Origin of the sequence: Georgenia sp. H159 (assembly GCF_035607575.1) — a bacterium.
Taxonomy (GTDB): Bacteria; Actinomycetota; Actinomycetes; order Actinomycetales; family Actinomycetaceae; genus Oceanitalea.
Genome location: NZ_JAYDZY010000007.1, coordinates 235,337 through 261,486, shown reverse-complemented (window position 1 = coordinate 261,486; position 26,150 = coordinate 235,337). Strand labels below are relative to the sequence as shown.

The 26,150-nt window shown below is 73.7% G+C and carries 19 protein-coding genes and 1 pseudogene; 8 read left to right on the top strand and 12 right to left on the bottom strand.

Annotation, left to right across the window (positions count from 1 at the left end; translation table 11 throughout):
* Positions 1–7: 7 nt before the first annotated feature.
* The 3 genes and pseudogenes from VR894_RS11765 to VR894_RS11755 all read right to left on the bottom strand — a co-directional run.
* Positions 8–1,633, bottom strand: coding sequence for a response regulator transcription factor (locus VR894_RS11765; protein WP_324651966.1), 1,626 nt, complete (start codon positions 1,631–1,633; stop codon positions 8–10).
* A 32-nt stretch (positions 1,634–1,665) separates the two neighbouring features.
* Positions 1,666–2,064, bottom strand: a complete 399-nt coding sequence (locus tag VR894_RS11760) for a hypothetical protein (protein ID WP_324651972.1) — start codon at positions 2,062–2,064, stop codon at positions 1,666–1,668.
* Between the two features lie 202 nt (positions 2,065–2,266).
* A pseudogene (locus VR894_RS11755) lies at positions 2,267–2,767 on the bottom strand (NAD(P)-binding domain-containing protein); the annotation flags it as partial.
* A 123-nt stretch (positions 2,768–2,890) separates the two neighbouring features.
* On the opposite strand from VR894_RS11755, the gene VR894_RS11750 reads away from it, so the two are divergent.
* Positions 2,891–3,556, top strand: coding sequence for a methyltransferase domain-containing protein (locus VR894_RS11750; protein WP_324651769.1), 666 nt, complete (start codon positions 2,891–2,893; stop codon positions 3,554–3,556).
* Here VR894_RS11750 and VR894_RS11745 read toward each other — a convergent pair.
* Positions 3,528–5,585, bottom strand: coding sequence for a DUF222 domain-containing protein (locus tag VR894_RS11745; protein ID WP_324651767.1), 2,058 nt, complete (start codon positions 5,583–5,585; stop codon positions 3,528–3,530). The genes VR894_RS11750 and VR894_RS11745 overlap by 29 nt on opposite strands.
* Before the next feature lie 94 nt (positions 5,586–5,679).
* Between VR894_RS11745 and VR894_RS11740 the strand changes: the two genes are divergently transcribed.
* Positions 5,680–6,744, top strand: a complete 1,065-nt coding sequence (locus VR894_RS11740; RefSeq protein ID WP_324651766.1) for an LLM class flavin-dependent oxidoreductase — start codon at positions 5,680–5,682, stop codon at positions 6,742–6,744.
* A 117-nt stretch (positions 6,745–6,861) separates the two neighbouring features.
* Here the strand turns inward: VR894_RS11740 and VR894_RS11735 are convergent, their stop codons facing one another.
* Positions 6,862–7,266 carry a DUF1801 domain-containing protein gene (locus VR894_RS11735; RefSeq protein ID WP_324651765.1) on the bottom strand — a complete coding sequence of 135 codons (405 nt, stop codon included), beginning with the start codon at positions 7,264–7,266 and terminating at the stop codon, positions 6,862–6,864.
* A 228-nt stretch (positions 7,267–7,494) separates the two neighbouring features.
* On the opposite strand from VR894_RS11735, the gene VR894_RS11730 reads away from it, so the two are divergent.
* Entirely contained in the window at positions 7,495–8,802 is a 1,308-nt protein-coding gene (locus VR894_RS11730; RefSeq protein WP_324651763.1) for an alkaline phosphatase, read from the top strand.
* A gap of 138 nt (positions 8,803–8,940) precedes the next feature.
* Here the strand turns inward: VR894_RS11730 and VR894_RS11725 are convergent, their stop codons facing one another.
* Positions 8,941–9,783, bottom strand: coding sequence for a sulfurtransferase (locus VR894_RS11725; protein WP_324651761.1), 843 nt, complete (start codon positions 9,781–9,783; stop codon positions 8,941–8,943).
* A gap of 141 nt (positions 9,784–9,924) precedes the next feature.
* Positions 9,925–10,488, bottom strand: a complete 564-nt coding sequence (locus tag VR894_RS11720; protein WP_324651759.1) for a hypothetical protein — start codon at positions 10,486–10,488, stop codon at positions 9,925–9,927.
* A 6-nt stretch (positions 10,489–10,494) separates the two neighbouring features.
* Here VR894_RS11720 and VR894_RS11715 point away from each other — a divergent pair, with 6 nt between their 5' ends.
* The 4 genes from VR894_RS11715 to VR894_RS11700 all read left to right on the top strand — a co-directional run bounded on the left by VR894_RS11715 (position 10,495) and on the right by VR894_RS11700 (position 18,780).
* A complete protein-coding gene (locus VR894_RS11715) occupies positions 10,495–12,507 on the top strand; it encodes a heavy metal translocating P-type ATPase (RefSeq protein ID WP_324651757.1) in 2,013 nt (670 codons plus the stop codon).
* Positions 12,508–12,648: 141 nt separating this feature from the next.
* Entirely contained in the window at positions 12,649–13,188 is a 540-nt protein-coding gene (locus VR894_RS11710; RefSeq protein ID WP_324651756.1) for a hypothetical protein, read from the top strand.
* A gap of 52 nt (positions 13,189–13,240) precedes the next feature.
* Complete coding sequence (locus VR894_RS11705) at positions 13,241–15,145, top strand: heavy metal translocating P-type ATPase (RefSeq protein WP_324651755.1); 1,905 nt, start codon at positions 13,241–13,243, stop codon at positions 15,143–15,145.
* Positions 15,146–15,282: 137 nt separating this feature from the next.
* Complete coding sequence (locus tag VR894_RS11700) at positions 15,283–18,780, top strand: S8 family serine peptidase (RefSeq protein ID WP_324651754.1); 3,498 nt, start codon at positions 15,283–15,285, stop codon at positions 18,778–18,780.
* Positions 18,781–18,888: 108 nt separating this feature from the next.
* Here VR894_RS11700 and VR894_RS11695 read toward each other — a convergent pair whose 3' ends face one another.
* Genes VR894_RS11695 through VR894_RS11685 form a run of 3 tightly spaced genes read right to left on the bottom strand, consistent with a single transcriptional unit; the run spans position 18,889 to position 22,455 of the window.
* Positions 18,889–20,007, bottom strand: a complete 1,119-nt coding sequence (locus VR894_RS11695) for an XdhC/CoxI family protein (RefSeq protein WP_324651753.1) — start codon at positions 20,005–20,007, stop codon at positions 18,889–18,891.
* Entirely contained in the window at positions 20,000–21,184 is a 1,185-nt protein-coding gene (locus VR894_RS11690) for an FAD-binding protein (RefSeq protein WP_324651752.1), read from the bottom strand. Before VR894_RS11690 ends, VR894_RS11695 begins: the two co-directional genes overlap by 8 nt.
* On the bottom strand, positions 21,181–22,455 hold the full coding sequence (locus VR894_RS11685) for an ROK family protein (protein WP_324651750.1): 1,275 nt from the start codon (positions 22,453–22,455) through the stop codon (positions 21,181–21,183). Before VR894_RS11685 ends, VR894_RS11690 begins: the two co-directional genes overlap by 4 nt.
* Positions 22,456–22,622: 167 nt before the next feature.
* Between VR894_RS11685 and ggh the strand changes: the two genes are divergently transcribed.
* Positions 22,623–23,951, top strand: a complete 1,329-nt coding sequence (gene ggh / locus VR894_RS11680; RefSeq protein ID WP_324651748.1) for a glucosylglycerate hydrolase — start codon at positions 22,623–22,625, stop codon at positions 23,949–23,951.
* Positions 23,952–23,980: 29 nt separating this feature from the next.
* Here ggh and VR894_RS11675 read toward each other — a convergent pair whose 3' ends face one another.
* Both VR894_RS11675 and VR894_RS11670 read right to left on the bottom strand, forming a co-directional pair.
* Entirely contained in the window at positions 23,981–24,931 is a 951-nt protein-coding gene (locus tag VR894_RS11675; RefSeq protein ID WP_324651746.1) for an NAD(P)-dependent oxidoreductase, read from the bottom strand.
* Positions 24,932–24,934: 3 nt separating this feature from the next.
* Positions 24,935–26,128, bottom strand: a complete 1,194-nt coding sequence (locus tag VR894_RS11670; protein ID WP_324651744.1) for an enolase C-terminal domain-like protein — start codon at positions 26,126–26,128, stop codon at positions 24,935–24,937.
* Positions 26,129–26,150 lie beyond the last annotated feature (22 nt).

Sequence of the window (26,150 nt, the reverse complement as noted above, 5' to 3'; positions counted from 1 at the left end):
TGCCGGCTCAGACCAGCCCGTGCGTGAAGGCGAACGCGGTGGCGGCGGTGCGGGAGCCGACGTCGAGCTTGGTGAAGATGTTGGACAGGTGGCGGGCGACGGTCTTCTCGCTGAGCACGAGGTCGGTGGCGATCTGGGCGTTGCTGCGGCCCGTGGCGACCAGCCTGAGCACCTCGACCTCCCTCGCCGTGAGGCCGGCCGGGAGGTCCTCCGGCGCAAGCAGGACGGCGATCTCCTCCACCGCGGGGCGGGCCCCGAGGCGGCGGAAGGTGGAACGGGCGGCCTCGAGCTCACGCCGGGAGGACTGCGCGTCCCCGACGGCGGCCAGCGCCCGGCCCATGAGCGCCTGGACCCGGGCGCACTCGTAGGGTGACCCGGCCCGTGTCCACAGCTGGTGCGCCTTGCGGAGGTAGGGCAGAGCGCCGAGCGCGTCCCCGGCGGCCAGCTCGACCGTGCCGGACGCCTGGGCGGCCGCCGCCTCCAGGGGGAGGCAGCCGAAGGCCGTGGCCAGCGAGTCGAGCTCCCCGGCCGCCTCCTGGGCGCGTTCGACGTCCCCGGCGGCGACGAGGACCTCGATGGCCGCGGGCAGCAGCCGGCAGCGCTGGACCGGGCCACCGCCCTGGGCCATCAGCCGGTCGATCACGCCGCGCGCCGCGTCCGGCTGGTCGCGTGCGGACCACAGCAGCGCTAGACCGGGCTGCGGGTCGAAGCCGTGGTCCGCGGCGACCTGGTAGGCCGCGTCGGCCCGCTCCCAGTCACCTGTGAGCCGGTGCACCTCACCGGCCTCGTAGGCGGCCAGCCCGACGGCGTCGGACGCGGAGACCTGCCGGTAGCGTTCCGCCGCCAGCTCGAACTCCTCCAGCGCCGCGGCCCACTGCCCGCGCACCCGCATGAGCTGACCCCGGTGTACGGCGCACTGGCCGGTGAAGGCGAGGAGGCCCGGCTGTGCGGCGCACCAGCGCTCGAGCGCTGAGGTCCACTCCGCCACCCGCGCGAGGTCGCTGATCTCCTGGCAGCCCTCGATGGCCGTGCAGTACACCTCACCGGCGATGACCGGGGACAGTTCCCCCGTGAGGACGCGGACCATGGCCTCGTCCAGCAGCGCGAGGCCCTCGGTGACCCGGCCGGCGTAGAGGGCAAGTCGGCCCCGCGCGCACTGGGCGAAGGCGATGACGTCCGCGTCGTGGTGGCGGTGGCCGATCTCGGCTGCCTCGTCGGCGGCCGTGGCCGCGCCGGCGTAGTCGCCACTGCCGAGGGCGCGGAACATGCGCAGGAGCGCGACCCAGGCACGCTCGGGGCCGTCGCCGTCGGCCTCCGCGACCAGCTGCTCGGCGCGGGACGTCCAACCGGCGGACATGGACGGCTCGCCGTGGGAGGCGGCGGTCATCGCCAGCCGGAACGCACACGTCACCGACCGTGCCGGGTCCTCCTCCTGCTGCCGGCGCAGGAAGGCGCTCTGCAGCGCGCGCACCGTCTCGTCGTGGCGGCCGAGCAGCTCCGCGGTGGTGGCGAGGTCCTCGAGGTCGGCGGCCGTGAGCGCCCCGGTGTCCGCGGCGGACCAGTTCTCGAACGCGACGTCCCACTCGCCCCGGTCGAATGCGGCGCGTGCCTGCTCGAGCTCGACGTCGGCCATGACGTACCCTCCACGGCCGAGTCTACGGCGGATCAGGTGGGGACCGGGAGTGCCTGCAGCCGCTTCTGACGGGCCTCGATCCGGTCGACGACGTACTCCGCGTCGCGACCGGCGCCCGTGATGAGCATCGAGCTGAAGGAGTACTGGTAGCTCAGGCCGCAGAAGAACAGTCCCGGCGCGTCGTCCACCACGCCCCGCGTCTCGCGTGGGTACCCGTCGTCCCCGATGATCGGCAGCCGGACCCAGTCGAAGGCCTGGCGGAAGCCGGTGGCCCACACCACGTTGGCCACCTCGCGGGGTGTGCCGTCGACGACGGGCAGACCGTCGCGCACCTCCTCGATCCGCGAGGTGACCCGCTCGACGCCGCGGGCCGCGAGGTCCGACCGCTTGACCCGCAGCGACGGCCCCCCGTGGAAGCGGACGTGCGGCATCCCCTTGCGGCCGAGCGGGGTGCGCCGGGTGAGGACGTGCCCGCCACAGCACGAGCAGCACCGGGAACAGCATGTGCATCGCGCGCGAGTCCAGGCGCGGTGGGATCTGCCCGCAGTCGCGCCCGGCGAGGATCGTCGGGTGGGCGGCCGCCGCCTCGTAGGCGATGTCGGTGCCGGAGTGGCTTGCGCCCACGACGAGCACCGGGCCCTCGCGCAGCTGTCCGGGCCGGCGGTACTCGCTGGAGTGGAGCTGCAGGATGTCCGGGTCGAGCTGGCCCGCGACGTCGGGGACGTGGGGTGTGCGCCCGAACGTCCCGGTGGCGACGACGACGTTCGTGCAGTGGTAGCGCCCCCGGTCGGTCGTCACGACGTAGCCCTCGCCCAGTTGCTCGAGTGTCTGCACCCGGGTGCCGAGCGTGACGGGCAGCTCGAAGTGTCGCGCGTAGTCCTCGAGGTAGTCACCGACCTCGTCCTTGCCGGGGAACGTCCACCTCCCGGCCGGGAACGCCAGCCCGGGCAGGCTGTCGTACTGGGCGGGGGAGTAGAGCCGGAGCGTGTCCCACTGCCGGCGCCAGTTGTCGCCGACCCGGGATGCGGCGTCGAGGATGACGAACGGGCGGCCGCGCCGCTTCAGGTGGTAGCCGGCGGCCAGGCCCGCCTGTCCGGCGCCGATGATGACGGTCTCGATCTCGTTGGTGTCCATGTGGACGACGCTAGGAGCCGGTAGGGGAGCGCCGCGTCGGGCGTCGTGCGCATCTGTTGTCCCGTCGCGCATGGGTGGGATTACCCATGGAGCGTCGGTTGATCACGGGTGCAGACTGGGCCCATGGCTGGGTGTTGTGACCCGCGCGGGTGTGACCAGATGTTCGGGGCCGGTTTCGCGCGCCACGTGGCGAGGCGGTTCCGGCGGCGTGGCCTGGACGCGACGGCGAGCGAGATGGTCGACTTCCTCGCCGCTGACGGCCTGGATGGTGCCACCGTGCTCGACATCGGTGGCGGGGTCGGGGAGATCGGCATCGAGCTCCTCCGGCGTGGGGCGGCGAAGGCGACGACCCTCGAGCTGTCGCCGGCGTACGACGACGAGGCACGGCGGCTGGCGCAGGAGGCGGGCGTCGCCGACCGGGCGCACCGGGTGGTCGCCGACATCGCGACCGCGCCACAGGACGTGGAGCCGGCCGACCTGGTGGTGCTGCACCGGGTGGTCTGCTGCTACCCCGACTTCGAGCGGCTGCTTGGCGCCGCCGCCAGCCACTGCCTGAGTCGGTTGGCGTTCAGCCACCCACCGCGCAACGTCGTCACCCGCGGCTTCTCCGCTGCGCAGAACGCGGCGTTCCATGCCGTGGGGCGCAGGTACCGGTCCTTCGTGCACCCCCCTGCCGCGATGGTCGACACCGTCGTCGCTCATGGGCTGCGGCCCGTGCTGGCGGGGCACGGCATGATCTGGCGGGTCCAGGGCCTGGCGGTCAGTACGGCGGGTCTTCCCCGTCGGTGAAGCTGGGCCCCACCTCCGGCACGCCGCTGCCCGGTGCGGGTGCCCAGCGTCCTCCGGCGTCGCTGCCGCCGCCGACCTGGGCGAGGACCGTGTCGACGACCGAGCGGTCGAGGTCCCGGTGGTCCCGCTTGGCTGCCAGCGCCGCCGCCCGGAGGGACTCGGCGGTGCGGCGGGGGAGGGTGACGACGGTGGCGTCGGTGCGGCGCAGGTAGCCGTGGCCGGTGGGGGTGGTCCAGGCGTAGCTGCCGTCGGAGGCGCGGGCGACGACGAAGGCGCCGATGGTCTTGACCCGGTGGTCGTGCTTGCACAGCGGGTCGAGGCTGTCCACGGACGTCACCCCGCCGTCCTGCCACTCGTGGCGGTGGTCGAGGTCGCAGGTCCCTGCGGGGGCGGAGCAGGAGGGCCGGACGCAGGTGCCGTTGCGTTCGCGGACGTGGTCGGCAATCGCGGCCGTCGGTTGGTAGCGGGTGCGGCCCACGTCGAGGACCTCGTGACCGAGCGGGTCGGTGACCAGCCGCCGCCAGGTGCCACCCGCGGCGAGTGCCCGGGCGACCTCGGGTGGGACGGGACCGTAGCCCTCGAGCTCTGCGACGGGGACGGGCTCGCGCTCCAGGGCAGTGAGGTCGCTCGACCCGCTCGGACCGGGCAGCATGACGCTGAGCGGAACGGTGATGCGGATGTCGGCACGTCCGCCGCCGAGGAGCCCGAGGCGGATCGTGGGCAGACAGCACCCGGGCACGCGCTGGCCGGGATGTGGTGGCCCGGTACCGACCGCGCCGGAGGACGGAGGCGGACCTGTGCCCGAGAGCGATGTGGGCGGCGGCGGGTCGTGAGAGACGGTGCCGATGCCGGTGGGCGTGCCCGTGCCGCCATCGTCGTCCGCGCGAGCACCGCCGTCGTCGCCCGAGCCACCGACGCGACCGGGGTCGGGTCCACCGCCCGTGCCCACCTCGGAGCCGGGGTCGGTCGAACACCCGCAGGAGCACGCGTCGTGGGCGTGGGGGCCGATGTGGCCGAGCTGCAGGGCGGTGTGAGCCATGAGCGCGAGGGAGTCGGCGCGCAGCTGGTCCAGGGTTCGCTGGTCGCCGGTGTTCTTCGCGGCGCGGGCAGCGGCCTCGAGAGAGATGTCCAGGGCGACGGCATCCACGGCGGGCAGGACGGCCGAGACACTGGCCATGCCGTCGGGCAGCGCGCGGGGCCGGTTCACCCGGCGTTGCCGGCGGGCGGCGCGGTGCCGGGCGTCGGCGCCGTCGGGGTCGACCGCGATGACGGCCTTGGCCAGGTCCTGCTGCAGCTGTCGCAGCGTTCGACCTGGCGCGTTGTCCAGGACGTCGAGCTGGGCGGCCATGGCGACGTCGGAGGGCAGGTCCTGCAGGGTCGAGACGATCGCCTGGGCGCGAGGGAAGTCGATGAGCCCGCGCTCGAGCAGCTCGGCGGTGGGCTGGAACATGGCGTTGAACGCCCGCCCGCAGGCCACCATGCGCACGGCGGTCAGGCGACTGAGGCGCAGCCGCACGGCCAGCTCGTCCCCGGCCACGCACTCGCCACGGGTGCGCCCGGGCAGGCTGCCGGGCCAGGTGGGGTTCATGACCTCACGCTCGGCCAGCTCCGCGGCCGCCGCGGCCGCCTGCGCGGCCGACCACGCCTCCATGCGCTTGTGCGCCGCGACGACCTCCACGAGGGAGAAGTCGTCCACCTCGGTGACGTCGATCGCCGCGAGCAGCCTGGCCAGGCGCAGCCCCGGCGGAAGGTGCTCGAGGTAGTCCCCCAGCGCGCCCTTGTGCGTCGGCAGCCCGGCAAGGATCTGCTCGGGCCAGTCCGGCGGGTCCTCCGTGGCGTAGTGGGGGAGCCCGAAGACCGCGTACTCCAGCTCCACGGCGACCTCGGGGATGGGCAACAACGGGACAAGGCCCCTCGACGGACCGGCCGGCAGCATCCCCGACAGCGCCGCCTCCATGGCGGAGTCGCCCACGCCGGCACGCTCAGCGACGGCCACTGCGCCGCTGCCTGCGTCTGCCTCGATGCCCACCGGGTCTCCCCTTTCCGCTGTCCCTATCCCATCACCGACCACTGACATCGGACCGAGAACCGCCACGCGTCGCCGGATCGCCTACCGTGGCTGCATGACCACCCCCACCGCGCTCCAGCCCGTCCTGCCCCCGCACGAGGTCCAGCTGGGCCTGGACACCTTCGGCGACATGACGGTCGACGAGGACGGCCGCCCACGGACCTTCGGCCAGGTGCTCCGTGAGGTCGTCGAGCAGGGAGTGCTCGCCGACGAGGTCGGCGTGGACGCCATCGGCCTCGGCGAGCACCACCGCGACGACTTCGCCATCTCGTCACCGGAGATCGTCCTCGCCGCGATCGCCTCCCGCACGCAGCGCATCCTGCTCGGCACCGCGGTCACGGTCCTCAGCTCGGACGACCCGGTCCGGGTCTACGAGAAGATGGCCACGCTCGACGGCGTGTCGAACGGACGCGCGGAGGTCACCCTGGGACGGGGCTCCTTCACCGAGTCCTTCCCGCTGTTCGGGCTGAACCTGGCCGACTACGAGCGTCTCTTCGCCGAGAAGCTCGACCTCTTCGCGCACCTGCGCTCGGAGGAGCCGGTCACGTGGGAGGGCACGGTCCGCGGTCCGCTCCGCGACGCCCAGGTCTACCCGCGCACCGACGCCGGCGCGCTGCGGACGTGGATCGGCGTGGGCGGCTCACCGGAGTCGGTCGTGCGGGCCGCGCGGTACGGCATCCCGATGCTGCTCGCGATCATCGGTGGTTCGCCCGAGCGCTTCGTGCCGTTCGCCGACCTCTACCGCCGTGCCCTGGAGGAGCTGGGACAGCCGGAGCTGCCCGTCGGTGTCCACGCGCCGGGCTTCGTCGCCGGCACCGACGACGAGGCCCGCGAGCTGATGTTCCCGCACTTCAAGGCGAACCGGGACCGCATCGGTGCCGAGCGCGGCTGGGGTCCGACCACGCGCGCCCAGTTCGACGCGGAGGTCGACCACGGGGCAGTCTTCGCCGGCTCACCCGAGACGGTGGCCCGCAAGATCGCCGACACCGTGCGCCAGCTCGGACTGAGCCGGTTCGACCTGAAGTACAGCAACGGCCCGATGCCTCACCGCCACAGCATGGAGGCCATCCGCCTCTACGGCACGGAGGTCGTCCCGCGGGTGCGGGAGCTGCTGGCCTGACCGCCGTCGTACCCCCGCCTCGTCGAGGACGACGACGGCGCCTCCGTGGTCCTCGTCGGCCTCACCATCCGCGCACTCGGGCCCACGACGACGGCGCGCCCCGACCCGCCGTCGTCGTCAGCCGTGCTCGGCCCGGGTGACGTCGCACGAGTCCGTGATGAGGAAGCGGAGGACGTCCTCGTCGACGTCGTCGAGCTTCTTGAGGTACAGGCAGGCGTTCCCCGGTCTGTACGGTCCGAGCGCGGCGAGCTGCTCCGGGTACCGCTCCTCGTACCCACCCACGAGGTAGACGACGAGGTTCGCCTTGCGCGGGCTGAAGGCGGCCAGCGGGGCGTCGCCCTCGCGTCCCGACTCGTAGACGTAGTGGTAGCTGCCGAAGCCGATGATGCTCGGGCCCCACATGACCGGCTCCTCGCCGGTGACGTCCCGCATGATGTCGACCAGCCGCTGCGCGTCCGCCCTGCGCGTGGCGTTCTGCACGCCGGCGATGAACTCGTGCGGGTCGACTGCCGTGGGCTGCATGGTGTGCTCCGACTCGGCCAGAGGGACGTGCCTTCTCCCGGCGTGCGGCTGCGCCGGCCGGCGAGCCGCAGCGCTCGGGCACAGCCTACGGCGTGAGGTGAGGCCGCGACATGGTGCTGGTGACGCCGGCCCTGGCAGGCGTACTCTGGCGCTCCCTGGCGCCCGCCCGGTCTCAAAGACGGGGCCGTGTGTGCGACGGGCGCCGTAGCTCCGGGGGGAGTGGTGGAAGTGCGTACGATTCACCGTGGAGGCCTGCGGATCGCGGGCGCGACACTGGCCCTGGTCCTGGCGGGCGGCGCCGGCGCCGTAGTGCAGGACTGGGACGACGACGGTCGCGGCCGCGGTCACGAGGCGCGTGACGACTGGCGGAACGGGCGTGACCGGCAGCGTGCGAAGAACGTCATCTTCATCGTCGGCGACGGCATGGGCATCGCCCACCGGGAGGCGATCCGGCTGGCGACGGTCGGCCGCGAGGGTGACCTGGAGATGAACCAGCTGCTGTACCAGGGCTGGACGCAGACCGACCCGGCCGACCCGGAGGAGGTCGTCACGGACTCGGCAGCGGGTGCGACCGCGTTCGCCACGGGCGTGCGGTCCTACAACGGTGCGATCGCCGTCGACCTCGACGGCAACCCGGTGCGGACGCTGCTCGAGCACGCCGAACGGGCCGGGAAGTCCACCGGTCTGGTGACGACGTCGCAGGTCACCGACGCCACACCTGCGGCGTTCGGGGCGCACGTCCTGGACAGGGGCAACCAGAGCGAGATCGCCCGACAGTACCTGGAGGTGACGAAGCCCGAGGTCATCCTCGGCGGCGGCGAGGACTGGTGGTACCCGGCCGGCACCGAGGGGCAGTGGCCCGACAACCCGCCCACGGACCCGACCGAGGCCAGCAAGGGCACCGCAGGGAACCTCGTCGAGCGCGCGGAGGAGCTCGGCTACGAGTACGTCACCAACGCCGACGAGCTGGCCGACGCCGACGGCCGCAGGCTCCTCGGGCTGTTCGCGAACGAGGAGATGTTCGAGCACGTCGGCCCGGCGGCGCCGCTCTACGAACCGTCCGTGCCGCTGCCGGTCATGGCGGCGAAGGCGCTGGACGTGCTGTCGCAGGACCGGGACGGCTTCTTCCTCGTCGTCGAGGAGGAGGGCATCGACGAGATGGCCCACCACGGTCACGCCCGGGAGATGATCGACGCCGGCAGCCAGCTCGACGAGACGGTCGCCCTTGCCCGCGAGTTCGCCGCGGAGCACCGCGACACGCTCATCGTGGTCGTCGGCGACCACGAGACCGGCGGCATGGCGATCGAGCTCGTCGACGACGAGGACGAGTCGGGCGAGGGCGAGCAGGCCGAGGAGGGGCCGTTCACCGTGGCCGGCACGGACCTCACCTTCACGGTCGACTGGACGACGGGCGGGCACACCGGGGCCGCGACCCCGGCCAGCGCCGAGGGACCCGTCGCCTCCGCGATGGTCGGGGTGCGGGACAACACCCAGATCCACGACCTCGTGCTCTACGCGCTGCGCGGTCGTCTCTGACCCGGGCCTCGCGCGTCAGACCGCGCCGCGGGTGACCGCGGTGGTCGGCTCGGGATCACGTCGACGTGGCGACAGCCGCACGTGGACGTGACCACCGGGCCGGCCACCCGCGCCCGGGGAAGCACGGCCCGGACGGTCTCACTCCGGTCCGGTCGCAACCGGCCGGCTCGGGTCGGTGATCCAGTGCGACCAGGAGCCGGGGTAGAGCGCGGCCTCGACGCCTGCCTCGTGGGCGGCGAGGACGAGCTGCGCCGCCGTCACGCCCGACCCGCAGTACGCGGCGACGGGCTGCGTGCCGTCGGCCCCGACCGAGCCGAGGAGCTCCCGCAGCACAGGGGCGGGCAGGTAGCGACCGTCCGGGTCGAGCAGCCGGGCGGTCGGCAGCGACCGCGCGCCGGGGATGTGTCCCGCCACCGGGTCGACCGGCTCGGCCTCGCCCCGGAAACGCTCCGGCGCCCGCGCGTCGAGCAGCACGCCGCTCGAGTCTGCGGTGAGCTCGTCCGCGTCGACGGTCGGCATCCCCGGGGGCGGTGGGTCGTCGTCGCTGGACGACGACGGCGCGAGCGCGGCTTCGGGCACGACCTCGCCGTCCGCGAGGTCCCCTCCCGCCGCCACCCAGGCCGGGAGGCCGCCGTCGAGGACTCGGACGTCGTCGTGGCCGATCCAGCGCAGGCACCACCAGGCGCGCGCGGCAGCGGCTGCCACCCCGCCGTCGTAGACGACGACGCTCGTCCCAGGCCCGACGCCGAGGCGCCGGAACGACTCGGTGAGCGAGGTTGGGTCGGGCAGCGGATGACGGCCGCCCGCACCGGGCGGCCCGGCGAGGTCGGCGTCGAGGTCGCAGAAGACGGCGCCGGGGAGGTGTCCGGCCAGGTAGCCCGCGCGGTCCGGTCCGGCGAGCGTCCAGCGGACGTCGAGGAGGAGCGGGGCGTCCCGCTCCAGCTCGGACCGCAGGTGGTCCGCGGTGACGAGTGCGCTCATGGCTCCACTGTGGCACGGGCCGCCGTCGGCGTCGGCAGGGGGGCTCGCACGCGCATTCTCGAGAAAGGGTCGGTGATTCCGGAATAGAACCTGGCGCGATCGGCTTGAGGCGGTCACACTGATACCCCATGGGGGTATGCGTCACCGGAGGGAAGACCTGAGATGAATGCTCGAGCGGGACACGACCACAGCCGCGGAGACGGGCCATCGGGAGGCGCGGGTGTACGCGGCGGCACTCGCCAGGACCTGCCGTCCGGCGGGGTGCCGGAGGACGAGACCACCCACGGGCAGGCCATCCCGGCCGAAGGGGGTGAGGTCACCGACCCGTTGACGGCCGCGGGCCACGACGCGCACGACGGCCAGGGCTCTCACGGCGAGCACGCCGACCACGCCGGCCACGGCTCTCACGGCTCTCACGGCGAGCACGGCGACCACGCCAACCACGGGGCTCACGCCGACCACGGCGGCCACGGCGCTGAGAGCGGCCACGGCGGCCACGGCTCTCGCGGCGAGCACGTCGACCACGGCGGCCACGGGGCTCACGCCGACCACGGCGCTGAGAGCGCCCACGGCGGCCACGACGCTCACGATGCCCACGGCGGCCACGATGCCCACGGCGGCCACGATGCCCACGGCGGCCACGATGCCCACGGCGGCCACGATGCCCACGGCGGCCACGCCGGCCACGGCTCTCACGGCGACCACGTCGCGATGTTCCGCCGGCTGTTCTGGATCATGCTGGCGCTCGCGGTCCCCACCGTGCTGCTCAACGGCATGTTCGCCGACCTCCTCGGCTACTCGCTGCCGGACGTCGCGGGCATCGACTGGGTCTCCCCGGTCCTGGGCACGGTCATCTTCCTGTGGGGCGGACGCCCCTTCCTCACCGGAGGCGTCGGGGAGCTGCGCACCCGCAAGCCGGGCATGATGCTGCTCATCGGCATGGCGATCACGGTCGCGTTCGTCGCCTCGCTCGGCTCCAGCCTCGGCCTCTTCTCCCACGAGCTCGACTTCTGGTGGGAGCTCGCGCTGCTCGTCGTCATCATGCTGCTCGGGCACTGGCTGGAGATGCGCTCCCTCGCGCAGACCACCTCCGCGCTCGACTCCCTCGCCGCGCTCCTTCCCGACGAGGCCGAGCGGGTCGAGGGCGACCAGCTCGTCCGGGTCACGCCCGCTGACCTGCGCCTCGGCGACGTCGTCGTCGTGCGCCCGGGTGGGCGGGTCCCCGCCGACGGCGAGGTCGTCGACGGCGGCGCCGACATCGACGAGTCCATGATCACCGGTGAGTCCCGGCCCGTGCTCCGCTCGGTCGGCGACCACGTCGTGGCGGGCACCGTCGCCACCGACAACGCGCTCCGCGTGCGGGTGTCCGCCGTCGGCGACGACACCGCGCTCGCCGGCATCCAGCGGCTCGTCGCGGAGGCCCAGGCCTCCACCAGCCGCGCCCAGCTCCTCGCCGACAAGGCCGCGGGCTGGCTGTTCTGGTACGCGCTCGGCGCCGCCGCCGTCACCACCGCCGTGTGGCTTGCCGTCGGCGTCCCGGAGAGCGCGCTCGTCCGCGCCATCACGGTGCTGGTCATCGCCTGCCCCCACGCCCTGGGCCTGGCGATCCCGCTCGTCGTCTCCATCTCCACCGAGCGCGCCGCCCGCGGCGGGGTGCTCGTCAAGGACCGTGGCGCCCTCGAGCGCATGCGCGTCGTCAACACCGTGCTCTTCGACAAGACCGGCACCCTGACCAAGGGCGAGCCCGCGCTCAGCGAGGTCACCAGCACCGGCCGGTTCGACACCGATGAGCTGCTGCGCCTGGCCGCCGCCGCCGAGGCCGAGAGCGAGCACCCGCTCGCCCGGGCCGTCGTCGCCGCCGCCGAGCACCTGGAGGTTCCCCCCGCGACGGGCTTCCGTGCAGCGACCGCGGTCGGCGTGCGCGCCACCGTCGAGGGCCACGAGGTGCAGGTCGGTGGCCCCGCGCTCCTCGCCGACCACGGCGCGGACCCGCTGCCCGCCACCGCGCCCTGGGCCGAGGCGGGCGCCACCGTGCTCCACGTCCTCGTCGACGGCGAGGTGGCGGGTGCCCTCGCGCTGGCCGACGAGGTCCGTGAGGAGTCCCGGCAGGCGGTCGCCGCGCTGCACGAGCTCGGGGTCCGCGTCGTCATGGTCACCGGTGACGCCGAGCCGGTGGCCCGCGCCGTGGCTGCCGAGCTGGACATCGACCAGGTCTTCGCCCAGGTCCGCCCGGAGGACAAGAGCTCCACGGTCCTCGAGCTCCAGCGCGAGGGCAGGGTCGTGGCCATGGTCGGCGACGGCGTCAACGACGCCCCCGCCCTGGCCCAGGCGGACGTCGGCATCGCCATCGGCGCCGGCACGGACGTCGCGATCGCCTCCGCCGGAGTCATCCTCGCCTCGGACGACCCGCGCTCGGTGCTCTCGGTCATCCAGCTCTCCCGCGCCGGCTACCGGAAGATGAAGCAGAACCTGTGGTGGGCCGCCGGCTACAACATCCTCGCCGTGCCCCTCGCCGCGGGCGTCCTCGCCCCGGCCGGGTTCGTCCTCCCGATGTCGGTGGGCGCGATCCTCATGTCCCTGTCCACCGTCGTCGTCGCCCTCAACGCCCAGCTGCTGCGCCGCCTGGACCTCAGCCCCGAGGCCAGCACCGCGGCTGCGCACGGAGCCCCCGAGGTGCCGTCGGCCGAGAGGCGCGAGGAGCAGCCGGTCCCGGCCGTGCGCTGACCGGGCCGGTCCGGTCGGTCTGCACATCACGACGGCGGAGGCGCCCCTGCGTGGGCGGCCTCCGCCGGCAAATGGGCTGCGACACCCGGTTCGGTTCTGCAGGATGGGCGGCAGCCACCGGATGCAGGGACGAACCGCGCCATGACCACAGCAGACGCCACACCCGATCCCACGATGGAGGCGATCACCGCAGCCGTCGCCCTCGGGCACCGCGGCGAGGTCGAGTCGGCCCGCCGCGACCTCCTCACCCTCTGGCACCGGATCGGCGCGACAGGCGACGCGCTCCACCGCTGCACGCTCGCGCACCACCTGGCCGACCTCTGCGACCATCCCGCCGAGTCCCTCCTGTGGGACGTCCGCGCCCTCGACGCCGCCGACGCCCTGTCCGACGAGCGCGCCGAGCAGCACCACGCCGGGCTCCGGGTGGCGGGCTTCTACCCGAGCCTCCACCTCAACCTCGCCGACGACCTCCGTCGTCTCGGTGCCCTCGGGGCGGCGGCCGAGCACGTCGGCGAGGCCGAGCACCACGCCTCGGCGCTCCCCGACGGTCCCTACGGGGACACCGTCCGCACCGCCATCGCCGAGGTGAGCCGGGCCGTCGCCGACGGCGACACCTCGCCGCGCGCGTCCGCGCCCGCACCCCGTTCACGTCCCGTCAGCGCCCCTCACACAGGCCGGTGAGGTCAGCCTTTCCTTGCTATACAGCGGGAAGGAAGAGGCGTATCACTGAACCATGAGGAGATTCTTCACGGGACTTCTCCACTACCCGGTGGTCATCGCCACCCTCATCACCGGGACCGTCGGCGGGGTCCTCGAGCTCGGTGGGCAGCCCACTGCCGCCCGCTGGGTGATCTCCGCCTTCGCCGTCGTCGTCGCGCTGTGGCAGGTGCGCGGGATGGTCGAGGACCTGCGGTCCGGCAGCTACGGGATCGACCTGCTGGCGGTCACCGCCATCGGCTCCACCGTCGCGGTGGGGGAGTACTGGGCGGCCCTGGTCGTGTGCCTCATGCTCTCGGGGGGCGAGGCACTGGAGGACTACGCCGCCGGTCGCGCCACCCGCGAGCTCACCGGCCTGCTCGCGAACGCCCCGCGCACCGCCCACCGGGTCGACGACGACGGCGCCCCCACCGACGTCCCGGTCGAGGACATCGCCGCCGGCGACCGGCTCCTCGTGCGGCCCTTCGAGGTCGTGCCCGTCGACGGCGTCCTGGAGTCCGAGGCCGCCACCCTGGACGAGTCGTCCCTGACCGGGGAGTCCCTGCCCGTGGACCGCCGTCGGGGTCAGGAGCTGCTGTCCGGCGCCGTCAACGGCGGCGAGGCGATCGAGGTCCGGGCCACCGCCCCCGCGGCGGAGTCCCAGTACCAGCGCATCATCGAGCTCGTCCGCCAGGCGCAGGAGTCCAAGGCGCCCTTCGTGCGGCTGGCCGACCGCGTGGCCGTGCCCTTCACCCTCGGCGCCCTCGCGCTCGCGGTCGGTGCCTGGACCGTGTCCGGCGACCCCAGCCGGATGGCCGAGGTGCTCGTCGTCGCCACCCCCTGCCCGCTCATCATCGCCGCACCCGTGGCCTTCATGGGCGGGATGTCACGCTCGGCCCGCAACGGCGTCATCGTCAAGAGCAGCGGCGCCCTCGAGCAGCTGGCCCGCGTGCGCACCGCCGCCTTCGACAAGACCGGCACCCTGACCTACGGCGAGCCGCACGTCGTCGACGTCCACACCGACGGCAGCGACGCCGAGGAGCTGCTCGCGCTCGCCGCCGCGGTCGAGCAGTACTCGGGCCACCCGCTGGCGGTCGCCGTCGTCGACCACGCCCGCAGCGCGGGCCACGACGTGCCCTCCGCGCAGGACGTCACCGAGGTGCCCGCCCACGGCGTCCGCGGGACCGTGCAGGGGCGCGCCGTCGCCGTCGGCAGCGCCCGCTTCATCCAGGGGGAGACCGGTGAGCCCTCCCTCCCGCGGCCCGACGGCGCCACCGCGGTCCACGTGGCCGTCGACGGGCGCTACGCCGGCCACCTCGCCCTCGCCGACGAGCTGCGCAGCGAGACCCGCGCGACCATGGCTGCCCTCCACCGCGCCGGGGTGAGCACGACGATGATGCTCACCGGCGACGGTGAGCAGGTCGCCCAGCACATCGCCGAGCAGGCCGGTATCGACGACGTCCGCGCCGAGCTGCTCCCGCAGGACAAGGTCGACGCCGTGCGCGCCGCCCGCCCGCGGCCGGTGATGATGGTCGGCGACGGCGTCAACGACGCCCCCGTGCTCGCGGTGGCGGACGTGGGCGTCGCCATGGGCGCACGCGGCTCCAGCGCCGCCAGCGAGTCCGCGGACGTCGTCATCACCGTCGACGACCTCGCCCGCGCCGCCCGCGCCGTGCTCATCGGCCGGCGCACCATGCGCGTGGCCTGGCAGGCGATCGGCATCGGGGTCGCCATGTCCGTGGCACTCATGGTCGTCGCCGCCGCGGGGCTGCTCCCCGCGATCGTCGGCGCGTGGATGCAGGAGGTCGTCGACCTCGCCACCATCCTGTGGGCCCTGCTGGCGATGCGGCCCAGCCGGGCGGAACGGACCGCGCTGGGCCGCCTCACGGCCGACCTCGCCGGCGCCGACCGCACCCGTGAGCGGGAGCTGGTCCCCGCCTGAGCAGGGCCGACGGCCAGATCGTTATCGTTCTGTAACGGATTTTCGCGGCTCCTCGGCGTGTGCGCCGCGCCGTCTGCTTACGGTGCTTCCGGGGGGCACCACACGAGTCCCCTCGTCTCACAACCGAAGGGGATCCCGTGACACGACCAACCCGTATGCCACGCGGCGCGCAACGGTGCGTGCGCGTCGGCATCAGCGTGGGGACGGCAGGTGCGCTCATCGTCGCGCTCGCCGCCCCCATGGCCACGGCCGACACCGACTCCGGCCCTGAGTTCCTCGGCACGGCGGCGGACCTCGGCGTCGACACGCCGACCGCCAGCCCGGAGCTCACCAGCGAGTTCGCCTCCTCGCCCACCGGGGCGTGGTTCGTCGAGCTCGAGCCGCGGCCCACCACCCGTGGCGGCTCCACCGCGTCGATCCAGCGCGCCCAGCGCGACTTCGTCGCCGAGGCGGAGTCCGCGGGCGCCGAGCTCGACGTGCGCCAGACCTTCAGCAGCCTGTGGAGCGGCCTGTCCGCGGACATGGACGACGACGCCGTCGAGATCGTCAGCGAGCTGCCCCAGGTCCGCGCCGTCTACCCGGTCCTGCCCGTCCAGGTGCCGACGACACCCACGTCGGAGCCCGACCTCGTCAGCGCGCTGACGATGACCGGCGCGGACATCGCCCAGAGCGAGCTCGGCTTCGACGGCACCGGCATCAGGGTCGGGATCATCGACACGGGCGTCGACTACGACCACCCGGACCTCGGCGGGTCGGGCACCGACGGCGAGACCGGCTTCCCGACCGCCAAGGTCGTCGCCGGCTACGACTTCGTCGGCGACGACTACAACGCCGACCCGGAGAGCGAGGACTACCAGCCGGTCCCCATGCCGGACCCGGACCCCGACGACTGCAACGGCCACGGCACCCATGTGGCCGGCATCGCCGGAGCCCAGGGTGACGTCACCGCGGGCGGCGTCCGCGGCGTCGCACCGGGCGTCGAGCTCGGCGCCTACCGCGTCTTCGGCTGCGACGGCTCCACCGAGTCCGACATCATGGTCGCGGCGATGGAGCGCGCCCTGGCCGACGGCATGGACGTCGTCAACCAGAGCATCGGCTCGGCCTTCTCCACCTGGCCGCAGTACCCGACGGCGGTGGCGAGCGACAACCTCGTCGACGCGGGCGTCGTCATGGTCGCCTCCATCGGCAACAGCGGCGCCTCGGGCACCTGGTCCGCCGGCGCACCCGGCGTGGGGGAGGACGTCATCGGCGTCGCCTCCTACGACAACATCCAGGTGACGGCCTCGATCCTGGAGATCGACGGCGAGGACGTCCCCTACATCCCGGCCAGCGCGGCCCCCGAGCCGCCGACCGAGGGCTCGCTCCCACTCACGCGCCTCGGCGCACCGGGAACGGCCGAGGCGCGCGTCTGCGCCCCGATCACGGCGGACCTCACCGGCCAGGCCGTGCTCGTCGAGCGCGGCGCGCACGAGAGCAACGCCGCGTGCGACGCCAGCTTCTACGCCAAGGCACTCGCCGCGCAGAAGGCGGGCGCCTCCGCCGTGCTCATCTACAACAACGTGCCCGGCCTGTTCAGCGCGACGGTCGCGGGTGCGGAGCAGATCACCATCCCCGTCGTCGGCATCTCCCAGGCGTCCGGGATCGCCGCCGACGCCGCCGTCGTCGACGGCGGGGCGACGCTCACCTGGACCGACGAGGTCGGCTCCGCGGTGAATCCGACCGGTGGCCTCATGTCCAGCTTCAGCTCCTACGGTCTGGGGGCCGACCTCAGCCTCAAGCCGGACCTCGGCGCACCGGGCGGGAACATCTACTCGACCTACCCGCTGGAGGAGGGCGAGTACGCCACCGTCTCGGGCACCTCGATGTCCGCCCCGCACGTCGCGGGCGCGGTCGCGCTGCTGCTGGAGGCCCGTCCGGGGACCGACGCGCACGACGTGCGTGACCTGCTCCAGAACAGCGCCGACCCGGCCACCTGGTCGCTCGTCGCGAACCAGGGGTACACCGAGCCGGTCCTGCGTCAGGGCGCGGGCATGCTCGACATCGACGACGCGATCCTCTCGACCACCACGGTCACGCCGGGCAAGCTCTCGCTGGGCGAGTCCGAGGGCGGCCCGGTCACCCGTGAGCTCACGGTGACCAACGACGGCGACGCGGACGTGACGTACGAGCTGTCCTCGACCGACACCGTCGCGACGGCCGGGAACCCGGACAACCCGAGCTTCTTCGCGGCGGAGGCGGACGTCGACATGCCCGACCTCGTGGTCGTCCCGGCGGGGGAGAGCGCGACCTTCAGCGTCACCGTCTCCCCGGGCGACCTCGAGCTGGCCCAGTACGGCGGCTACATCGTCCTGACTCCCATCGACGACGACGGCGAGCCGCTGAGCGTGCCGTTCGCGGGGTTCGCGGGCGACTACCAGGCGCTCCCGCTGCTCGAGGACCTCTCGGACCTCGACCTGCCGGCGCTGGCCCAGCTGACCTCCTGCGACCGGCTCATCGGGGTCGACTGCGCGTGGGGTGCCGAGTGGGACCTCGCGGGACAGAACGCGGCCTTCACGATGGCCGACGGCGACGTCCCCACGCTGATCGTGCACCTGGAGCACCCGGCACAGTCGCTGACGTTCACCATCTTCGAGGCCCGGGCCGCGGGGACCGGGACGGACGCCGTCGCGGAGAACCAGGCGGTGGCGCGGTACGAGCAGTACGTCGGCCGCGACTCCGGGACCTTCACCGCGTGGACGTGGGACGGGATGAGCAGCAACGTCGGCGGGACCCGCGCCGCGGTGCCCGACGGCCGCTACATCCTCGAGGTCCGCGCGCTGAGCGCACTGGGCGACCCGGACAACCCCGCGCACACCGAGACGTGGTCCACCCAGGTCTTCACCATCGACCGCGACGGCGACGGCGAGATCCCGCCGCTCGAGCCGGAGGAGCCGGCGGAGCCGGGTGAGCCGCTGCAGTACGGCTTCTTCCTCAACGACGGGTGGGACGGCCAGGCCGAGCACGTGTTCCAGTACGGCCGCTACACCGACGAGGTGCTCATCGGTGACTGGGACGGTGACGGGACCGACTCGATCACGGTGCGCCGCGGGTCGCAGTTCTTCGTGAACAACGCCCCGAGGGGCGGGCTCGCGAGCAGCGTGTTCAGCTACGGGCGTCCCGGTGACGTCGTCCTCGTGGGCGACTGGGACGGCGACGGCACCGACACCCTGGCCGTGCGCCGCGGGTCGGAGTACCACGTGAAGAACACCCTGGCCGGCGGCAAGGCCGACCACGTCATCGCCTACGGCCGCGCAGGCGACGACGTCATGGTGGGCGACTGGGACGGCGACGACACCGACACCTTCGCCGTTCGGCGCGGGTCGACGTACTACGTGAAGAACTCCATCAGCGGCGGCGACGCCGACGAGGTGTTCTCCTACGGCCGCGCGGCCGACGTCACCCTGGCCGGCGACTGGGACGGCGACAAGCTGGACACCTTCGCCGTCCGCCGCGGGAACGTGTACTTCGTGAAGGACTCGCTCGCCGGCGGCCCGGCGGACTTCTCCGTGGTCTACGGCCGCACCGGCGACGAGGTCTACGTCGGTGACTGGAACGGCGACGGCACCGACACGCTCGGGGTGCGCAGGACGCCGTGACGGCGACCTGACCCGCTCCGCGTGAGCTGAGGGACGGGGCCCCGCACCGTGACGGTGCGGGGCCCCGTTCGTCGTGACCGGGCGCAGTTCTTCGGCGGCGCGGGGGAGTCAGTCGTGGTGGATCGTGCCCCGTGTCTGCCCGAGCGCGAGCCCGCTGCCTCCCCACCGCACGGCGACGATCTCGGCCATGATCGACACGGCGGTCTCCTCCGGCGTCCGGCCGCCGAGGTCGAGGCCGACAGGGCCGTGCAGGCGGGCCACCTCGGTCTCGCTCAGCCCCGCCCTGCGCAGCTCCTCCACGCGGGTGGCGAGGACCTGGCGGGACCCGAGTGCGCCGACGAAGCCGACCTCGAGGCGCAGCGCCCGTTCCAGGAGCGGCAGGTCGAACCTCCGGTCGTGGCTCAGGCTGCAGATCGCGGTCCGCGAGTCGAGTCGTCCGGCAGCCGCCTCCCGCTCCAGGTAGTCGTGCGGCCAGTCGACGACGCGTTCGACGTCGGGGAAGCGCGCCGGGGTGAGGAACACCGGGCGTGCGTCGCAGACCGTCACGCGATAGCCGAGGAACGTGCCGAGGTGCGCGAGTGCGACGGCGAAGTCGGTCGCGCCGAAGACGAGCAGACGCGGGCGCGTCGTGAAGGCGGAGACGAGCACCCGCATCCCCTCACCGCGTCGCTCGGCGTCGGGCCCGTACGTGAGGGTGGCCGTCCGCCCGCCGTCGAGGAGACCCAGCCCGTCGACCGCCACCGCGTCGTCGGCACGGCGCCAGCCGAGGGAGCCGGTGACGGCCCGGTCGGGACGCAGGAGCAGCCGACGGCCGACGAGGTCCGGGACGACGTGCTCGACCGTGGTCGCCACGGCCGCCCTGCGGCCCGCGTCCAGCTCCCGCCGCAGAGCCTCCAGCTCCGCAGCCGCCTCCGGCCCGAGGATCTCCAGGAACACCTCGATGGTGCCCCCGCACGTGAGCCCGACCGCCCCGGCCTCGTCGTCGCTCACGCCGTAGCGCTGGACGTAGGGGGTGCCACCGGTGGACCGGAGCTCCTCGAGCCGGTGGATCACGTCGGCCTCGACGCACCCGCCGGACACGGAGCCGCGGACCTCACCGCCGGCCGTCACCGTCATCGCCGTGCCCGCGGGCAGGGGAGCCGAGCTCCAGGTCGCCACCACCGTGGCGAGCCCCACGGACTCGCCGCGCGCCCAGCGCTCGCCGAGCTCGGGCAGGAGGTCACGCACGGTGGCCCCCCGGCTCCATGGGACGGAACCACCCGTCGGGGTCGACGGCGGCGAGCATTCCGGGGAGTCGGGCCCGGTCGACCGTGCCGAAGCAGTCGAGCGGGGACACGAGCCCGAGGTCGGCCTCACCGATGAAGTGTCCTGCGGTCGGCAGTGCCCGGATCGTCGCCCGGCACCACGTGCGACCGGTCGGGTGCGGCGTGTGGGCGTAGGCGGCGACGCTCACGGGCGCGGGCACCGTGTAGACCGAGTCGAGGTCGCCGGTTCGCACCGGTGCGCGGGCGACGAGGACGCTCGTCACGGCGGAGGGAGGCGCCCGCAGCGCATCGACGAGGAGCGGGAGGGTGGTGGCGTACGGGGCGTGCGTCCAGGTCTGGTGGAAGGCGGCCGGGGGGACCGGGCCGCTGGACAGGGTCGCCAGCAGGGCGCCGAGCGACGAGAAGCTGCTCACTGCCGTGGGCTCGCCCGGCGTGGTCAGCGTCCCCAGCAGGGACAGCTGCTCCTCGGCGTCGGTCGCGTCGAAGGCCGTCGCCGCGAGCGTGACGCGGGGTCCGTCCGCCTCCCCGGGCCGGAGGAAGACCGTGAGCTCGAGGCCCGGTGGGCAGGCCGGCGCGAGCTGGTCGAGCTCCTCACCGAGCGCCGCGGCCGCGTCCGCGGGAAAGGTGATGCCCTGGCGTGCGATGCGCACCGGATCGGCGAGGGCGAGACGAAAACGGGTGACGACTCCGGGGAAGAGCGGGCCAGCGCCACGCACGAGCGTCATGAGGCCCGGGTCGGAGCCGTCGTCGACCACGCGCAGCTCGCCGTCGGGCGTGACGACCTCCACGGCCACCACGCGGTCACCGGCCGCGCCCCAGGCGCCGCCGTTCCACCCGTTCCCGCCGGAGAGGAGGTATCCACCGACCCCGACCTCCGGTGCGTGGCCCAGCGGGAAGCCCGAGTCCCCGAGCAGGCTCGCCGCCGCAGCGCTCGACAGTCCGGGTCCCACCCAGGCCGTCGCCCCCTCCCGCGTGACGTCACGCAGCTCGCGCAGGTCGATGGAGACCGGCTCGTCACGCAGCGGACCGAGGCCCAGGTGCCAGCCGCCACTGCGCACGAGGACGGGACGCCGGTCACGCCGCGCGGCTCGCACGGCGGCCTGCACCTCGGCGGCCGTCCGGCGGTGCTGGGTGGTCATGCCGGCTCCGGCGTCGACGCCACCTCGCTCGCCCGGTTCACCACTCCGGAGCCCGGGTCCGAGCGGCGCGCAACGGCGAGGTCGACGGCGTGCGGGGCGTAGACGAGGTCGACGAGCCGGCGCGCCAGGCCCGTCGTGGTGCCGCGGTCCCCGAGCCGGGCGCCGGTGACCTGGAGCCGCTGGACGGCACGGTCGACGACGTCGGCGTGCACCTGCTCGTCGATCTGCTCGACGACGGCGCGCAGGCGTCCGAGCGACCCGCCGACGACGAGCACGTCGGGGTTGATGGCCGTGATGATCGAGGCGAGGACGCGGCTCAGGCGCGAGACGGCCTCCCGGAGTGCCTCCCGCACCTCGGGGTCACCGGACTGGGCGCGGTCCACGACGTCGCCCAGGTTCTGCACCCCGGCGTGGGCGAGCGTCCGGACGAGCGCGTCACCGGAGGCGTACGCGGCGAGGCAGCCGCGGCGGCCGCAGGTGCACGGTGGTCCGTCACTGTGCAGCCGGATGTGGCCGATGTCCCCGGCCGCGCCGTCGGACCCGACGAGCACGCGGCCGTCGACGACGATGCCGGCGCCGATCCCGGTCGAGTACTTGACGGCCAGCACCGACGTCCCGAGCGCCTCGACCGACGCCTCACCGATCGCCAGGGCTCGGGCGTCGTTCTCGATGACGACCGGTGCCTGCCAGTGCTCGCGGATGGCCTCCATGACAGGGAAGGACTGCCACAGCGGCATGGTCGTCGACCGCCCGAGCACGCCCGTTGCCGAGTCGACCGGGCCGGGGATCCCGAGCGCCACCCCGACGAGGGACTCCCCGGTGCGCCCGTCCACGAGCTGGTGCGCGTGCTCGAAGACGGTGTCGAAGTACGCGGCGGGCGCGGTGTTGATCGCGAGGCGGTGCTCGCTCATCCGCAGGATCTGACCGTGCACGTCGACGACGCAGACCCGTGCGCTGGTCTGCCCGAGGTCGAGGACGAGCACGATCTTGCCCCGGTCGTCGAAGCGGAGGAGCTCGGACCTCCGGCCCCGCGCGCCGGCGCCACCCGGGGGTGGCACCGACCCGGCCGAGTAGATGAGCCCCGCCTGGAAGAGGGTGTCGAGCCGGTCGTAGAGGGTCGTGCGCGAGACGCCGGTGACCTCGAGCAGCTGCTGTCGGGTCCAGCCCGGCCGGGTGCGGAACAGGTTGAGCAGGTACCCGTGGGACGCGGCAGAGGGGGTGGCCGAGGCCGGCGCCAGGAGGTCGGGCGCGGACGTCGCGTCCTTGGACATGCCACCTCCGTGGTGCTGCGCCGCGGCCCCGGTGCTGCGGTTCGTTGGCGCCATCATGGCAAACGTTGACACGCGGAGTCCAGTGCTTTACGTTCACCAACTGTACGTAAAGGCGCGAACAGTTCGCGCCGGGCGTGGGACGTCGACGACGACGAGAGGACCCCAGCGTGAGTGGAGTGGTCGACCGGGTCGCGGCTCGTGCCGCGGACGTGCTGCGGGAGAACGACCGCGGCGGAACGACCCTTGCTGCGCCGCGCCTGTACCCGCACCAGTGGAGCTGGGACGCCGCGTTCATCTCGATCGGGCTGACGCGCCTCAGTGTGCCGCGCGCACTCACCGAGCTGGCGAACCTCCTGCGCGGGCAGTGGGGAACGGGCATGATCCCGCAGATCGTCTTCTCCGGCCGGGACGGGTACTTCCCGGGTCCTGACCGGTGGCGGACCGCCGGCGCGGCCGCGAGCCCCGCTGCCGTGCAGACGTCTGGTATCTGTCAGCCGCCTGTACACAGTGTGGCGCTGTACCTCATCTGCGACCAGGCCCGCCGCAACGGCGGCGACGACGCCCGTGCGGCCACCGAGTTCGTGCGGAGCACCTTCGACGACTGGTTCCGCTGGCACAGCTGGCTCTCCGACGTCCGCGACCCGGCCGGCCGCGGCCTGGTGGAGATCCACCACGGCTGGGAGTCGGGGATGGACAACTCACCCCGCTGGGACGCGGCGTACTCGCGGATCAGGGTGGGGCCGATGCCGCCCTTCGTGCGGGAGGACACCAAGCACGTCGGCGACGTCGCGCAGCGTCCCTCGGACGAGGACTACCGGCGCTACCTCTGGCTCGTCGAGCAGCTCGCCTCGGTGGGGTACGACGACGAGCGGACCCGGGAGGTCATCGACTTCAGGGTCGCCGACGTCTTCTTCTCCGCGGTGCTCGCCCTGGCCTCGGACCTGCTGGCCGACCTCGGCGAGGAGCTCGGGCGGGTGGAGCAGGTGCGGTCCCTGCGGGAGATGGCGAGGCGGGGGCGGGCCGGGGTCACCGCGGCGGTCTCCCCGACGACCGGTCTCGCCATGGACTACGACGTCCGGACCGGCGAGTGGGTGGCGACGCAAACCCTCGGTGGCTTCGCCCCGCTCGTCTGCGGGGCCGACCCGCAGACCTACACGGCTCAGGTCGACCTCCTCCTCGGGGAGCGGTGGTGCGGCCACCCGGCGCTCCGCCTCCCGCTGCCGCCCACCACCTCGCCGATGAGCGGGGCCTTCACACCGAACAACTACTGGCGCGGGCCGCAGTGGCCGGTGACGTCCTGGCTGCTGTCGTGGGCGCTGGAGCACCACGGCCACGCCGACGCCGCGGCGACCATCCGCGCGGCCGGGCTCGAGCAGCTGAGCGACCTCAGCTTCGCCGAGTACTACGACGCCACCGACGGCACGGCCCTCGGCAGCCGGCACCAGTCCTGGACGGCCGCCGCGGCGCTGGCCTGGGCGGGGGAGGCGACGCGATGACCGTCGTCCGCACCCGGCGGCCGGTGCCGCTAGCGCATCTCGTGCTCCAGCTGCTCCCCGAGCAGGGCGCGTCGGACGTTCGCCCCGACGAGCGCGCGGACACGCATCCGTGCCTGCTCGGTGCTCGCGGCGACGTGCGGGGTCAGGTAGACCTGGGGCAGCTCGAGCAGCGGGCTGGTGGCCGGCAGCGGCTCCTCGGCGAAGACGTCGAGCGCAGCCGCCGCGGGCCGGCCGGCCTGCAGGGCCGCGACCAGCGCGTCCTCGTCGACCAGGGCCCCGCGGGCCGAGTTGACGAGCACGCTGCCCTCGCGCATGCGGGCCAGCCGCTGCGCCCCGAGCAGGTGATGGGTCTCGGGGGTGTGCGGGACGTGAAGGCTGACGACGTCGCTGCGCCCGAGGAGCTCGTCGAGCTCCACCTGCGTGGCACCGCCGTCCCGGGCGGTCCCGCGAGCCGAGACGAGCACGTCGGACCCGAAGCCGCGCAGCCGGTCGTGCACGGCGCGCGCGACGGCGCCGTAGCCCACCAGCCCCACCGTGAGCTCGCCCAGCTCGCGACCGAGCGGGGCGGTACACCAGCCGTCGCTGCGCAGCGCATTCGCGGCACCCAGACCGTGGCGCAGGACCACGAGCATCGCCATCACCGTCCAGTCGGCGACAGCGGCCGCGTTGTAGCCGGGAGCGTTCGCCACCCGGATGCCGAGCCGGTGGGCCGCCTCGACGTCGATGACCCCGTCCACACCGACGGAGGGCTGCACGACCGCCGAGCAGCGGTCGAGGCGTTCCAGTGCTGCGGCATCGAGGCGGAAGTGACGCGACGCGTCGCCGATGACGACGTCCGCGGTGGTGAGGTCGAGGTCCGCCAGGCCGGCGCGGCGCGGTGCCACGGTGACGCGGCAGTCGAGTCCCACCACCCATCCCTCGACGAGCTCGCGCGGGTAGTCGGACAGGCAGAGCAGGTGCTTCACGGGCGTGGCTCCCACGGCTCAGAGGATCAGCGGACGGCGGTCGAGCACCCGGGACGGGTCGACCGCCATGCCCAGGCCGGGGGTCGTGGGCGCGGGCACGGCGCCGTCGACGGGGACGATCGGATCCGCGAGGAAGAGCTGGTACCAGGCCATGAGCCGGCCGAGGTACTCCATCTGCGGGACGAAGCTGGGCGGCGCGGCGAAGGTCAGCGCGGCGTTGGCCTGGAGCGACTGACCGTGCGGGACGACCTGCCCACCGGCGGCGCTGACGACACCCATGATCTTCATGGTCTCGGAGATGCCCCCGGCCCAGTGCGGGTCGGGCTGGTACAGGTCGAGGACGTCGGCCGCGACGAGGTCGGCCACGCCCCACCGCGTGTACTCGTGCTCACCACCGACGATCTCGGTGAGACCCGCGAGCCGGGAGCGCAGCGTGCGGTACCCGCCGAGGTGGTCGGCCGGGAGCGGCTCCTCGATCCACCGCAGCCCGAGGTCGGCGGTGGCCCGTGCCACGGCCACCGTGAACGGCACATCCCAGGAGCTCCAGGCGTCGAGCATGACGTCCAGGTGCGGTCCGCCGGCGTCGCGCACGGTCCCGACCAGCTCGACGATCCTGTCCACACCGCGCGTCCCGTCCTCGGGTCCCCAGCGCGGGAACCACTTGACACCGGTGAAGCCCTGGTCGCGGACCTCGCGGGTGCGGGCCGCGACGTCGTCGAGCTCCATGGACTCCCCGAGCATCGACATGTACGCCGGTGCCTGCTCGCGCGTGGGGCCGCCGAGGAGCACGTGCGCAGGGACGCCGAAGTGCTGGCCCCTGATGTCCCACAGCGCGCAGTCGACGGCGGACAGGGCGAGCATCCCGGTGCCCTTGCGGCCGTGGATGGCCGAGCGGTAGGCGACGTCCCACAGCTTCTCGGTGGCGAGCGGGTCGGCGCCGATGAGCAGCGGCCGCAGCACGGTGAGGATGGTGTGGGCCTGCTCCGCGGAGAGCTGGTTGGTGCTCCCCACGAGCCCCGTGTCGGTGTGGACGTGCAGGTACGTCGAGGTGACCTCGAAGCGTCCCGGCTCCCGCTCGGGGAAGCGCTGCGGACCGCGCGAGCGGAACTCGGGGTACAGGTCGACTGGGCGGCGCAACCGGTCGAGAAATACCCCGCCCGAAATCTCCAGCAGCCCGGTGTACTGCACGCACTCGACCTCGGTGACAATCACGCGGGAGCGCCTTTCTCGGGGA